The sequence below is a fragment of the Pseudoalteromonas sp. B160 genome (genome assembly GCF_037162485.1).
Taxonomy (GTDB): domain Bacteria; phylum Pseudomonadota; class Gammaproteobacteria; order Enterobacterales; family Alteromonadaceae; genus Pseudoalteromonas; species Pseudoalteromonas rhizosphaerae.
The window spans coordinates 3,941,180-3,954,535 of sequence record NZ_JARLUX010000001.1; the positions used below are offsets into that span (position 1 = coordinate 3,941,180).

At 40.8% G+C, this 13,356-nt stretch carries 8 protein-coding genes and 5 pseudogenes; 2 read left to right on the forward strand and 11 right to left on the reverse strand.

Annotated elements, in window-relative coordinates; translation table 11 throughout:
* Window positions 1–4: 4 nt before the first annotated feature.
* The 4 genes and pseudogenes from P4S61_RS18400 to P4S61_RS18415 form a co-directional block, all read right to left on the reverse strand.
* A complete protein-coding gene (locus P4S61_RS18400; protein ID WP_337118846.1) occupies window positions 5–1,249 on the reverse strand; it encodes a lipoprotein-releasing ABC transporter permease subunit in 1,245 nt (414 codons plus the stop codon).
* Window positions 1,239–1,937, reverse strand: a complete 699-nt coding sequence (lolD, locus tag P4S61_RS18405; protein ID WP_149982517.1) for a lipoprotein-releasing ABC transporter ATP-binding protein LolD — start codon at window positions 1,935–1,937, stop codon at window positions 1,239–1,241. The genes P4S61_RS18400 and lolD overlap by 11 nt, the downstream gene beginning before the upstream one ends.
* A complete protein-coding gene (locus tag P4S61_RS18410; RefSeq protein WP_145233153.1) occupies window positions 1,930–3,147 on the reverse strand; it encodes a lipoprotein-releasing ABC transporter permease subunit in 1,218 nt (405 codons plus the stop codon). The genes lolD and P4S61_RS18410 overlap by 8 nt, the downstream gene beginning before the upstream one ends.
* Before the next feature lie 137 nt (window positions 3,148–3,284).
* Window positions 3,285–4,154, reverse strand: a pseudogene (locus tag P4S61_RS18415) (LysR family transcriptional regulator).
* Window positions 4,155–4,271: 117 nt separating this feature from the next.
* On the opposite strand from P4S61_RS18415, the gene P4S61_RS18420 reads away from it, so the two are divergent.
* Together P4S61_RS18420 and fghA are read left to right on the forward strand one after the other, a co-directional pair.
* Window positions 4,272–5,393, forward strand: a complete 1,122-nt coding sequence (locus P4S61_RS18420; RefSeq protein WP_337118847.1) for an S-(hydroxymethyl)glutathione dehydrogenase/class III alcohol dehydrogenase — start codon at window positions 4,272–4,274, stop codon at window positions 5,391–5,393.
* A gap of 59 nt (window positions 5,394–5,452) precedes the next feature.
* Window positions 5,453–6,293: pseudogene (fghA, locus tag P4S61_RS18425) on the forward strand (S-formylglutathione hydrolase).
* On the opposite strand, the gene P4S61_RS18430 reads toward fghA, so the two are convergent.
* The 7 genes and pseudogenes from P4S61_RS18430 to P4S61_RS18470 form a co-directional block, all read right to left on the reverse strand.
* The gene (locus P4S61_RS18430; protein ID WP_182757613.1) at window positions 6,247–6,630 is read right to left on the reverse strand and encodes a hypothetical protein; all 384 of its coding nucleotides are present in this window, start codon (window positions 6,628–6,630) and stop codon (window positions 6,247–6,249) included. The pseudogene fghA and the gene P4S61_RS18430 overlap by 47 nt on opposite strands.
* 241 nt (window positions 6,631–6,871) lie before the next feature.
* Window positions 6,872–7,638, reverse strand: a pseudogene (locus P4S61_RS23025) (BCCT family transporter).
* Window positions 7,639–7,759: 121 nt separating this feature from the next.
* Window positions 7,760–8,277, reverse strand: a pseudogene (locus P4S61_RS23030) (BCCT family transporter).
* A 324-nt stretch (window positions 8,278–8,601) separates the two neighbouring features.
* On the reverse strand, window positions 8,602–10,215 hold the full coding sequence (locus P4S61_RS18455; protein WP_145233148.1) for an ABC-F family ATPase: 1,614 nt from the start codon (window positions 10,213–10,215) through the stop codon (window positions 8,602–8,604).
* A gap of 268 nt (window positions 10,216–10,483) precedes the next feature.
* The gene (locus P4S61_RS18460) at window positions 10,484–12,040 is read right to left on the reverse strand and encodes a SulP family inorganic anion transporter (protein WP_337118851.1); all 1,557 of its coding nucleotides are present in this window, start codon (window positions 12,038–12,040) and stop codon (window positions 10,484–10,486) included.
* A 123-nt stretch (window positions 12,041–12,163) separates the two neighbouring features.
* Window positions 12,164–12,622: an Lrp/AsnC family transcriptional regulator gene (locus P4S61_RS18465; protein ID WP_016707271.1), complete on the reverse strand. Its 459-nt coding sequence runs from the start codon at window positions 12,620–12,622 to the stop codon at window positions 12,164–12,166.
* 89 nt (window positions 12,623–12,711) lie between these two features.
* A pseudogene (locus tag P4S61_RS18470) lies at window positions 12,712–13,354 on the reverse strand (MBL fold metallo-hydrolase).
* Window positions 13,355–13,356: the final 2 nt, after the last annotated feature.

Sequence of the window (13,356 nt, forward strand, 5' to 3'; positions counted from 1 at the left end):
TCCCTTAGTTGCCTAATACCTTGGCTGGATCCACTCTTGTTGCCTGCCATGCAGGGTAAATAGTGGCTAATACTGCCAACACAAAAGTTACAATAACAGTGATCACAATATCTTGCCATACCAGCTTACTGGGTAAAAACTCAATAAAATACACCCCTTCCAGCGGGTTTGAGCCTAACAACTGACTCAGTAGGGTAAAAAGCTCACTGATGTTCAGCGCCAGTATCACACCTATAAATGAGCCCAGTACCACGCCAATAAATGCTTGGCTAAGTCCTTGTAAAATAAAGGTCGCTAATATCGTACTGTCTTTAGCGCCCATGGTTTTTAATATCGCTATGTTGGCCTGTTTTTCACGTACTTCCATCACTAATGACGAAACAATATTAAAACTTGCCACCGCAATGATTAAAAACACCACAATATAAACAATGGTTCTGACCATTTGTATATCTTGGTATAAGCTACCTTGGGTTCTAAACCAGCTAGAGATATAAACATAATCATCAATTGTTTGGCCAACCCGTAGCGCAATTTGGTGCGCTTGAAAAACATCGGTTACTGCTAAGCGAAGCCCTGTTACTTGCAGTGGTTCATAACCAAGTACTGATTGCGCCTTACTGATATTGATGAAGGCAGCAGAACTATCAATAGGGCCACCCATTTCAATAATACCCGCAAGGGTTAAAGTGACCCTTTTGGGTGCTAAAATCTCAGTACTTATCTCATTAACTTGCGGGATCAATAAGGTAATTAACTCCCCTTGCTTAACACCTAATTGTTTAACAATTTGTTGGCCTAAAATAATTTCGTCTTCGCTTATTTGGCTGACCAACTTGCCATGAGTAAACTGATTAACCGCCGATACGTCACTTTCTAGAGCAGGATCAACCCCTCGCACTTCAACCGCTTTTAGTTCACTTTTGTATTGCGCCATGCCATTGACACTAATAAAAGGTGCTGCACCGGTTACGCCACGTTGCTCTGAGAGCTTTTGAACTTTATCCGGCCAGTTATCAATTGGACGATTAGGCGCAACATATTCAACTTGTGGCACAACGCTTAATAAGCGATGTACTAGTTGTTGTTCAAAGCCATTGATCACCGACAAAGCAACAATTAACACTGCAACGCCGAGTAAAATACCAATGGTTGACGCTTTGGCAATAAAACTAACAAAGCCATTTTTTTCATCGCTGCTGCCGGAGCTTGCTCTAAAACGTTTACTTAAATAGGCACTAAGCAACATGGCTGGCCTCTTTAATTGCCAATTTCCCATCATCAAGGTAAGCAATTTTACCCAGCTTATAGGCTAATTCTAAGTCGTGCGTCACCACTACAAAACTGGTATTCAAACTGCTATTAAGCTCTTTGATCAAATCGTAAATTTTAATCGCATTTTGTTTGTCTAAGTTACCTGTTGGCTCATCGGCCAATACTAAATCAGGTTCGCTCACCAATGCCCGCGCAATTGCCACACGTTGACGCTCTCCACCAGAGAGCATTGATGGTTTATGGCTACTACGGTGCGATAGCCCTACTTTATCGAGCATTACGAGGGCTTTAGCATTGGCTTTTTTAGCGCTGAGACCTTTGATCAAAAGCGGCATCGCAACATTTTCTAACGCGTTAAACTCCATTAATAAATGATGGAACTGATAAATAAACCCTAAATGCTCATTACGAAATTTTGCTTGCTCAGCACGTGATAGCTTAGCAACTTGTTGACCTTTAATTTTTGCCACACCGGCACTTTGTGAATCCAAAGTCCCCAAAATGTGCAGTAAAGTACTTTTACCAGAACCAGAGCTGCCAACGATAGCCAGCATCTCACCTTGTTGTAAGGTTAAATCAACCCCTTTTAAAACCTCAACGTGATTTTCACCATCTTGATACACTTTACTTAACTGTTCACATTGGATAACTAAATCATTCATAGCGCAATACCTCTGCTGGGCTAACATTGGCAGCTTTACGCGCCGGATATAAAGTGGCTAAAAAGCTCATGGTAATACTGCCTACGGCAATCAGCGATAAGCTCATTACGTCAAATTTTACTGGTAAGGCAATCCCTGTTAACAAGTTTAAACCTATGCCTGCCAGCACTTCGTTGATATAAGCACTGAGTAATAAGCCAAGGGCTGCACCGATACTGGTGCCAATCAAACCATTGTACAAACCTTGGATCATAAATACTTGCTGCACTTGAGCCGGCGTTAAGCCAAGCGTTTGTAAAATAGCCACTTCACTTTGTTTTTCGCTCACCATCATGGTCAACGCAGAGACAATATTAAATACCGCAACTAATACAATCAGCGCCAGCAGCATCGACATAATGCGTTTTTCCATTGCAACTGCTGCAAACAAAGTACCTTGTGACTGGCGCCAATCGGTGACTGTATGTTGACTTAAAATTGCACTAGCTGAAGCGCTAAAGGCATCTAGTTGAAAAGGATCGTTCAGTGAAATACTCAAATTAGGAGCACTAGTTTGTGGCAACTTTAATACCCGTTGTAGCGATTCGCCGCTAGTAAAAGCAAGTCCCATATCAATTTCAGAACCTGTTTCATAAATGGCAGCAACGGTGAACAAACGTTGGCTTGGTACGCGACCTAAAGGTGTATAGGTTGACGCATTAGGCATGATCACGCGCACTTTATCACCTAAACCAATTCCCAGTTTACGTGTTAAATAACGACTAACCGCAATGTGATAGCGTGATGTCATGACTGTTTGCCAGTTGCCTTGAATAACTTTATCGCTGATTTTATAAAGCGATGCGTTATCGTCGTACAAACCTTGCAATAGCACGCCATGTAAATCGCGATTGGTTTGTAAAATGGCTTCACCATGGCGATACAAACTCGCTCTTTTCACAAATTTGGACGCAACAATGGTATCTTGCAGCTGGATCATTTGTGCTTGAGTTTGTCCATCAGACGCAATTTCAACATGAGGAATGAGGCCCAACATATTGGTTTTAAGGTTATTTTCAAAACCATTCATCACTGAGCTGACAGTAAATAATGCCATTAAACCAATGGCGATACCGGCAATGGAGAAAAACGAAATAAAAGAGATAAATGCGTTCCCTTTCGAGGAGCGACTGTATCTCAGCCCGATAAACAGGCTAACAGGTTGAAACATAATTATTTATGGTCACATTTAATGCCAATTCAGCGCTCATACTAGCATAAATAAAGCGCCATTGGGTATGCGCAAAAGTGTAAAAATTCATGACAAATCAACTGCTGTATCAAAATTAAGCCGCTTTATTTAAACTTTTAGTTTAGAGATTTAATAAGGTGATCGAGTAATGCTCTGACATTGGTCGCAACAAATTGTCGCGGAGGATACACTCCCCATACACCTTCTGGTTTTGGCTGATTATTGGTTAAAATAGGCACTAACTCACCCGTAGCTAAATCACTCTCAATGTAATAGTTTGGCACTTGTATGATGCCAAGACCCTTTTTAGCTGCATCAGCTAAGGCCCAGCCACTATTACACTGTAACCGCCCCGCAATTTTGATATGTTTATCACGCCCTTGCTCGCACACCCGCCAATAACTGCTGTTGCCGACTAAGCATTGATGGTGCTGTAATTCAGCTAATGTGTGAGGTTCGCCAAAACGGGCTAAATAGGCTTTTGAGCAGCAAATTACAAAATGACGTGCACTTAAACGTCGTGCTTTTAAGCTAGAGTCTTTTAAATGACCAAGGCGAATAGCTAAGTCAAAGCCGCCCTCAAGTAAATTTTCTTGTTCATTGCTCAGCGCCATCACCACTTCTACATCAGGTGCAGTTGCATAAAAGTATGCACTGCTGGCATCACGAAGCTTTCGCCATACATAACCGGAGCTGTGAGTTTAATTTTACCTTTAGGAGCATTTTGCTGTTGTGCTAATCAACGCGGTGGCGTCGTCCATTGCATGCTGTAAATGTTTTGTTTGATGTAAAAAGACTTCGCCTTCTTTAGTCAGTACAACTTTACGGGTAGTACGCGTTAATAATTGGGTATTTAAGCGCTGCTCTAATTGCGTTACATGGCGGCTTATGTGTGCAACAGATACCCCTAATGCGGTTGCAGCGCGGGTAAAGCTGCCTTCTTCACCGACTGCGATAAATTCGTCTATGCCTAACCAACGACTCATTATTACCATACTGTAAAAGTGTTTTATTAAAATGAAGATTAACATTGTTTGAGAAACAAATAAAATAGCGTTATTGTTTTCAAGTCATCTTCGTATTTAACCAGCAAGAGAGTTACTATGTCTGAATTTATAAAATCAAAAGCCGCAATTGCTTGGGGTCCAAATCAACCACTATCTGTAGAAGAAGTGGATGTAATGATGCCTAAAAAAGGCGAGGTAATGGTAAAAATTACTGCTACTGGCGTATGTCACACCGATGCATTTACATTATCAGGTGCCGATCCTGAAGGGATTTTCCCAGCCATTTTAGGGCATGAAGGCGCTGGTGTTGTTTATGCTATCGGCGAAGGCGTAACCAGTGTTGCTGTGGGCGATCATGTTATTCCTTTATATACTGCAGAATGCGGTGTATGTAAAATGTGTACTTCAGGCAAAACAAACTTGTGTTCCGCTGTACGTGAAACGCAAGGTAAAGGCCTAATGCCAGACGGCACGACTCGCTTTTTCAAAGATGGCCAACCAATTTATCACTACATGGGCACATCAACCTTTTCTGAATATACGGTACTGCCAGAGATCTCACTGGCTAAAGTAAACAAAGCAGCATCACTTGAAGAAATTTGCTTACTGGGCTGTGGTGTTACAACTGGTATGGGCGCGGTCACAAACACTGCAAAAGTTCAAGCAGGCGATACCGTTGCTATCTTTGGTTTAGGTGGTATTGGTTTGTCAGCAATTATCGGCGCGAAAATGGCTGGTGCCTCGCGAATTATCGGTATTGATATCAACACATCTAAGTTTGATCTAGCCACTAAATTAGGTGCCACAGACTTGATCAATCCAAAAGATTTCGACAAGCCTATTCAAGAAGTTATTGTCGAGATGACCGATGGTGGCGTTGATTTCTCATTTGAGTGTATAGGTAATGTTGATGTCATGCGCTCAGCCCTTGAATGTTGTCATAAAGGTTGGGGGGAATCGGTGATCATTGGTGTTGCTGGCGCAGGACAAGAAATTTCAACTCGCCCATTCCAGCTAGTCACTGGCCGTGTCTGGCGTGGTAGCGCATTTGGTGGGGTTAAAGGTCGTTCACAACTACCTGAGATTGTTGAACGTTACATGGCTGGCGAATTTGCATTAAATGACTTTATCACTCATACCATGGGTCTTGAAGACATAAACGACGCGTTTGATTTAATGCATGAAGGCAAAAGTATTCGTATTGTGATCCACTACTAATATTAAAAATACAGATACCGCATAGCGTGTAAGCTATGTGGTATTTTAGCGAGGAATCTATGTTAGATAATTTAAGCGCCACAAAAGTTAGCGGTGGCTGGCACAAGCAATACAGCCATACATCTACAAGCACCCATTGCAAAATGCGGTTTGCTATTTTCTTGCCACCCGGTGCCAGCCAAACTAATAAAGTACCGGTGCTGTATTGGTTATCAGGCTTAACCTGTACGGATGAAAATTTTATGCAAAAAGCAGGTGCATTTAAAAAAGCGGCAGCGCTTGGTATTGCTATCGTTGCACCTGATACTAGTCCTCGTGGCGACACTGTGCCAGACCAAGACAGTTATGATTTTGGCCAAGGCGCGGGGTTTTATTTAAACGCCACCCAAGCCCCTATAACACGCACTATAATATGTATGACTATGTGGTAAATGAATTGCCTTCGCTAATTGAACAGCACTTTCCCGTGACTGATAAAAAAGCGATTAGCGGGCATTCTATGGGGGGCACGGTGCGTTGATGATTGCATTGCGCAATCCAAAAAGTTACACCAGTGTTTCTGCTTTTAGCCCAATCACCAACCCTATTGACTGTCCTTGGGGGCAAAAAGCGTTTAGTCAGTACTTAGGAGATGATCAATCACAATGGGCCAATTACGATAGCTGTGAACTAATGAAAAAAGCACACAGTAACGAATTTTTACCAATGCGTATTGACCAAGGTGATGCCGATAATTTTTTAGTCGAGCAACTAAAACCAGACAATCTAACTGCAGTGGCAAAGCAAGTTAATTACCCGCTAACGTTGAATATGCACGCAGGCTACGATCATAGTTACTTTTTTATCAGCAGCTTTATCGACGAACACTTATCATTTCATCAACTGTATCTTCAGCGTTAATTGTATTCTCTACTGTGAGGTTGTCAGTCGTTACTTCCTCACATTGTTGTATTGATTTAGTTATTCTTTTGCAGACCAGAGTAGGCTCTGAGCTATCTTGCACTAACCCCACTAAAAAACGATCTACTTCGATGCCTAAGTCCGCAAATGACAAAGTCTGTTCATGACTAAAGTAAGTATTATCTTGAGGCGATACATGTGCGGGGGCCTGCGCTAAATCAGCATCATAATTTGTATCCGCTTTTGAATAAATAACTCCATCAACTAATACACCCGCTACAGTGCATGCGCTTAGTAATTGGCTGACAAGTAAAACAGTAATAAAGTGCTTGAACATAAATTTAATCCTTTATATCCCATTGCTTAAATGCGTAAGTTATTATTTAACTACCTCGAATGAGCCAGTTTTTAATAGCATTAGTATTGCTTAGTGGTTGTATCTGTAATACTCACTATAAACGAACGAGTATAAAACACTGTAAAAAACTGTAAGTGAATGACAATAAAGTAATTAAACGTTTAAACTATAAACTATAAACTATAAACTAGCTCGAGCATAGCAACAGTAATAGGTTTAACTACACTTGTAACTCCTTCATAAACTCTTTTACAAATCCTATCAGCTGCAAAATAAAAATAAACAAAAATGGCACTGCACCAATAATTGCAATACTTCGGTTAAGTAATTCATTATTTTGTATTAACAATACCCAGCTACTTAGAGCTAAAGTAAAAGACCACACATACAAACTAAATCGATGACTGCTTTTTGTCCCCGCTAAATTACGGATCACTAAAATTGCAGAATCTGCCGAAGTAGCAACAAAGATCAGTAATAATAATAAGCTCGACCAAATAAGCACACCTCCTTGCCAACCTAACTGCTTAAAAATACAAATAAGCCTTGTGTATAATCAGTTTTAATAGCGGCCATAATGCCACTACTATGGCCGCTATCCCAAGCAATAGCAGATCCCGAAAAAACACTAAACCAAATTAAAGTAACGAAAGTTGGCACAATTACTACGCCAACAATGTATTGCCAAACTGGCCGACCTTGACTTATTTTAGCTAAAAAAACCCCAACAAAAGGTCCCCACGCTAGCCACCAAAAATAATAATTATACGTCCAACTATTAGCCCAAGCAGGATCATTTAGTTGACTTGATAATTGCCATGTCCCTGTCACTAATAAGTGGCTATAAAATTTAACGCCACTGATCGCCACATCTATAATCGGTTGTAGTGGTACCATCATGATGAGCCAAATAAGTACTCCAAATGCTAAAAAAACATTAAATTGACTGAGTGTTTGAATACCTTTTTTAATCCTAAGCGCGCAGATAAGCTAAACAACAGCGCTAATAACATAATAATAATCAAACCAACTAACCAAGGCGAGTTAATGCCAAGCTCAAGCTCAATCCCTTTTCGTAGTAATAATGTTGAATTTGCAATCGTGCCAACTACACCAAAAAAATAGCTAAAATGGCCACTAACTGGATCACGTATTTACACTTTAGCTGCCCTGCGCGACTTAAAAATGAAGTTGTTACACTCAACACCGGAGCACTTATATCTCCCGCTTTGCCACTGTTATGGCTCAAACCACCTAAGACTAAGCCAAATATTGCGTAGAGTGCCCATGCATGAGCGCCCCAGTTTACTAACGTAATAGCCAATGCAGCACCTTGTCTATCAGGGTAAAGACTTTGCTTTAATGGCGGTTGCAATACGTGCATGGCTGGCTCAGCTACGCCCCAAAAATTAAACCCGATCCCATTCCTGCAGCAAATAACATTGACAACCAACCAAAAGTTGAAAACTCGATAGATGTATGCTCTCCACCTATTTTACGTTGTCCGAGAGGGCTAATAGCCAGCACAATAACGCTTATCAATAAAAAATTAACTAACAGAAAAAATGGTCCACCCAACACTGATAATGCATTAATGATCAGTGGTTGAATATGCGCGGTGAGCATATCAGGAAATAATAGAGCCCCGCTAACAAATAGCACACACAAGATGAGCGCTAGTTTTTCAAGATTCGACTCTAATTTAGGAATACGAGCTTTAATTACCACATAGATACCTTAAAAATTATACTAATTAAATCGGTTTTATCAGCGCTAACGTTACGACGCTTTAAAGCTACGCCAAAGCAACTTTTTAATTTTACATAATTTAGACACAAAAAAACCGGCCGCAGCCGGTTTTCTGATACTTAATAGCAATTATATTGATTTACAGAGCTCTTGAACTCGCTTGCATAATCATGCATTTAATAAAACTGAGATCAATAAACTTTACTTTGCAGCCAAAAGCTTCGCTTGCTCTTGTTGGCTTGCCATAAATTCGTTAAAGGTGCCGTGGAAATTAACCACTTCTTTGTCACGAATATCAATAATACGAGTTGCCAATGATGAAACAAACTCACGGTCATGGCTGACAAAAATCAGCGTACCTTCAAAGCCTTTTAATGCATTATTAAGCGCTTCAATGGCTTCCATATCCATGTGGTTTGTCGGTTCGTCCATCACCAAAACATTTACGTCTTGCATCATTAATTTGCCAAACAATAGGCGATTTTTCTCACCACCTGAGCAGTTTTTAGCTTTTTTATTCGCATCATCCGCAGTAAACAATAACCGACCTAACATGCCACGCACCATTAAATCGTTATGCTTGGCTGTACGCCACTGTGACATCCAATCAAACAAGGTTAAATCGTTATCAAAGTCTTTACTACTATCTTGCGGACAATAGCCAATCGATGCATTTTCTGACCATTTTACAACACCGTGATTAGCTTCAAGTTCACCCACTAAACAGCGAATAAAGGTTGATTTACCAACACCGTTTTCACCAATAATCGCAAGTTTTGAACCCGCTTCTAAAATCAGCTCGCCGCCTTCAAACAATACTTCACCGTCAAAACCATGGCCAAAGTCTTCTAAGATCAATGCTTGGCGGTGCATCTTTTTACCTTCATCAAAATACAATGACGGCGCCATTCGGCTTGACGACTTCACTTCATCTAAGCTGATTTTATCCATGCGTTTAGCACGTGAACTCGCTTGTTTTGCTTTTGACGCATTAGCACCAAAGCGGTTAACGAAATCTTGTAACTCTTCAATTTCAGATTGCTTTTTAGCATTACCAGCAAGTAATTGATCACGAATAAGTGTTGATGCTTCAATGTATTTTTCGTAGTTACCTGGGTAAATACGCAGCTCACCGTAATCAATATCAGCCATATGAGTACATACCGCATTAAGAAAATAGCGGTCATGAGAAATAATGATCATGGTACATTTACGCTGGTTAAGTTCGTGCTCTAACCAGCTAATGGTATGAATATCCAAGTTATTGGTTGGCTCATCTAGTAATAAAATATCAGGGTTAGCAAACAAGGCTTGCGCAAGTAAGACGCGCAGCTTCCAGCCTGGGGCTACTTGTGACATTAGACCAAAATGAAATTCTTCTTCAATACCCGCTTTTAATAAAATATCACCCGCGCGGCTTTCTGCACTGTAACCATCCATTTCAGCAAAAACGCTTTCAAGCTCAGCGACTTTCATACCATCTTCTTCACTCATTTCTGGCAGTGAATAAATACGTTCACGTTCTTGCTTTATTTTCCATAATGCAACGTCACCCATGATCACAGTATCAACCACTGAGTATTGCTCAAATGCAAACTGATCTTGGCTTAAGTTACCGACTTTCAGTCCTGGGCCAATTGATACGTTACCTGATGTTGGCACTAATGAGCCATTGAGGATTTTCATGAAGGTTGACTTACCGCATCCATTGGCGCCAATTAAGCCATAACGATTACCGTTACTAAATTTAGCGGAGATATTTTCGAACAAGGGTTCGGCACCAAACTGCATGGTGATATTAGCGGTAGAGATCAAAATGAATTTCCTAAGCAAATACTGACAAGTACACTGTTCGCTGAATAAGGAAAAGTTAATACAGGCAATAAGACGGTATAAAGAGGCCGCGAATTATACAGGCACTAGCTGCACTAGTCGAGCTTAGTCTCAATAATTGACTCACCGAGCACTGGTTTTTATGTGACTTAAATAAATTTTAATGTCATCTACGGTTTCAGCCAATGATTTGTTCGATAGCAACAAAAAAGCGAAGGCAGTGCCTTCGCTTTTTTATCAAACGTCTCGTTTAAGCAAGTTTGTCTGAAGCAACTTTATAAGTTGGATCTTCTATTACATTAACTTCTACTAAGTCGCGCGCTTTATGTAATAACTGTATACAGTCTGGGCTCAAGTGGCGTAAATGCAACTGCTTACCTGCCTTGGTGTATTTATCAGCTAAAGTATCAATTGCTTCAATGGCACTGTGATCTGCCACTCGGCTGTATTTAAATTCGATGATAACGTCTTTAGGGTCATTTTTAACATCAAACAACTCCGCGAACTTTTTCACTGAGCCAAAAAATAATGGGCCGTGTAGTTCGTAGACTTTAGAACCTTCTTCATCAATGTAGTTTGTAGTAAAAATATGTTTAGCATGTTGCCATGCAAATACTAAGGCTGACACAATCACACCCACACATACTGCAATTGCTAAGTCAGTTATCACCGTTACACCCGATACTAATACAATGACAAAAGCATCTGATTTTGGGACGCGTTTCATCATTTTGAAACTCGCCCATTCAAAGGTGCCTAATACCACCATAAACATCACGCCAACCAATGCTGCCAGCGGCACCATTTCAATCAAACTGGCGGCAAAAATAATGAATGCTAGGAGCATTAATGCTGCTGTAATACCAGATAAACGCGAACGACCACCTGAGTTAATGTTGATCATTGATTGACCAATCATCGCGCAGCCCCCCATCGCACCAAAGAAACCACAGGTAACGTTTGCAGCGCCTTGACCAATGCATTCTTTATTGCTGTGACCACGGGTTTCTGTGATTTCATCAATTAGGCTAAGGGTTAATAATGATTCAATCAAACCAATTGCCGCTAAAATAAGTGCATAAGGTAAAATAATTTTCAGTGTTTCAAAGGTAAATGGCACCATTGGAATGTGAAATTGTGGTAAACCACCAGCAATAGTTGCCGCACTGTCACCGGTCATATCTTTTAAGAAATCAAGTACTGTACGCGCTTCTAAATCAAATCCGATAACAATGGCGGTTACAGTAACAATAGCGACTAATGTTGATGGCACAGCTGTAGTCAACTTTGGCAAAAAGTGAATAATAGCCATCGTTAAGGCGACTAATCCTAGCATGATCATCATCGGCGTGCCGGTCATCCACTGCATGCCACCTTGACCATCGGACACCTTAAATTGCCCTAGTTGCGCTAAGAAGATAACAATCGCTAAACCATTTACAAACCCGAGCATCACCGGATGCGGAACCATACGAATAAACTTACCGAGCTTAAACACCCCTGCTAGTATTTGCAGTATCCCCATCAGTAATACAGTCGCAAAGAGATACTCAACCCCATGATCTAGCACTAAACTTACCATAACAACGGTAAGTGCACCGGTTGCACCGGAGATCATACCCGGGCGGCCGCCAAAAATAGCGGTGATCAAGCCAACAATAAATGCTGCATATAAACCAACTAAAGGCTCTACATTTGCAACAAACGCAAATGCAACAGCTTCAGGAACGAGCGCTAGGGCAACCGTTATACCTGATAAGATATCGTTTTTAGCAGAGCTCGGCGCCTTGCTTAATAAGTTAAACATTGAATTCCTCTTCGGGGTGTGGGATCAAAAAAGCGCTGAATTCTAACAAATTAAGCTAAGGTTAACAATTGCAGTAAGAGGAACAAGCTAACGCCTTTATAGCGCTAGCATGATTAGATACGATTAAAGTGGCAGCGATGTACTGCGTTTGACACAAGTCATAGTGACGTTTGAGTGAACTTCTTGAACAAATTCAAGATTCAATAAATTATCACGAACAAACTGTTCATAGCCTTCAATGCCTTTAGAAATGATCCGCAACATAAAGTCCATAGTGCCAGCCATACTGTAACATTCTGTTACTTCATCATAACTTAGGATAAGTCGTTCAAACTCAGCTAAATTTGTACGGCCATGATTTGATAAACGAACATGAGCGTACACTAGCATATCAAAGCCGAGCTTTTTCTCATCCAATAAGGCAACTTTGCCTTTGATGTAACCATCTTGCTCAAGCTTAGCAATACGACGCCAACAAGGTGATTGAGATAAACCGACTTTATCAGCAATATCAGCGGTCGAAAGACTTGCATCTTGCTGTAACAGTGCCAAAATTTGGCGGTCAACATGATTTAGAGACATTTTATTTCTTATTTATTTTACTAAATTGGTTAAATTATACATTGGTTTATAGGTTGAGTCTTGTACTTTTATGCATTTATTATGCGCAACTAACCAAATTTACCACTTATAAATGGATTCGATATGCGCTCAGTCAGCACTTTAGTGTCAGGTCCATGCCCAGATAGAATTCGCGTTTCATCAGGCAGTGTCAAAATTTGATTTTTAATCGAGTCAAGTAACTGCTGGGCATCCCCTTTAGGGAAGTCTGTACGCCCTACTGAGCCTTTAAAAATAACATCACCCACTATCACTAACTGATGTGTTGCTTCATAAAATACAATATGCCCAGGCGTGTGGCTCCGGACAATGACGAATGTCAAATCGCAATTGACCCAATGTAAACGTATCACCATGACTTAACCAATGCTGAGGATGAAAAGGCGCAATTGGTGCAAAGCCAAACATTTGCGCTTGCATAGGTAATGCATCAAACCAAAACAATTCGTCTTTTTGTGGCCCGACAATATCAACAGAAAAATGCTCAGCAAGTACTTTTGCCGCACCGACATGATCAAGATGGCCATGGGTGAGTAAAATACACTGCAAGCTTAACTGATGCTTGGCAAGCTCAGTAATGATTTTATCAGCGTCGCCACCTGGGTCGATAACCGCTGCGTGGCGTGTTTGTTTACAAATAACCACTCGGCAATTTTGTGCAAAAGCGGTCACCGGTACGGTAATTATTTCCATAT

Bases quoted from the DNA above. Each gene is read 5' to 3' on its own strand.
- P4S61_RS18430 (WP_182757613.1), bottom strand. From the start codon at position 6,630: ATGTTCAAGCACTTTATTACTGTTTTACTTGTCAGCCAATTACTAAGC.
- lolD (WP_149982517.1), bottom strand. From the start codon at position 1,937: ATGAATGATTTAGTTATCCAATGTGAACAGTTAAGTAAAGTGTATCAA.
- P4S61_RS18460 (WP_337118851.1), bottom strand. From the start codon at position 12,040: ATGTTTAACTTATTAAGCAAGGCGCCGAGCTCTGCTAAAAACGATATC.
- P4S61_RS18420 (WP_337118847.1), top strand. From the start codon at position 4,272: ATGTCTGAATTTATAAAATCAAAAGCCGCAATTGCTTGGGGTCCAAAT.
- P4S61_RS18410 (WP_145233153.1), bottom strand. From the start codon at position 3,147: ATGTTTCAACCTGTTAGCCTGTTTATCGGGCTGAGATACAGTCGCTCC.
- P4S61_RS18400 (WP_337118846.1), bottom strand. From the start codon at position 1,249: ATGTTGCTTAGTGCCTATTTAAGTAAACGTTTTAGAGCAAGCTCCGGC.
- P4S61_RS18465 (WP_016707271.1), bottom strand. From the start codon at position 12,622: ATGTCTCTAAATCATGTTGACCGCCAAATTTTGGCACTGTTACAGCAA.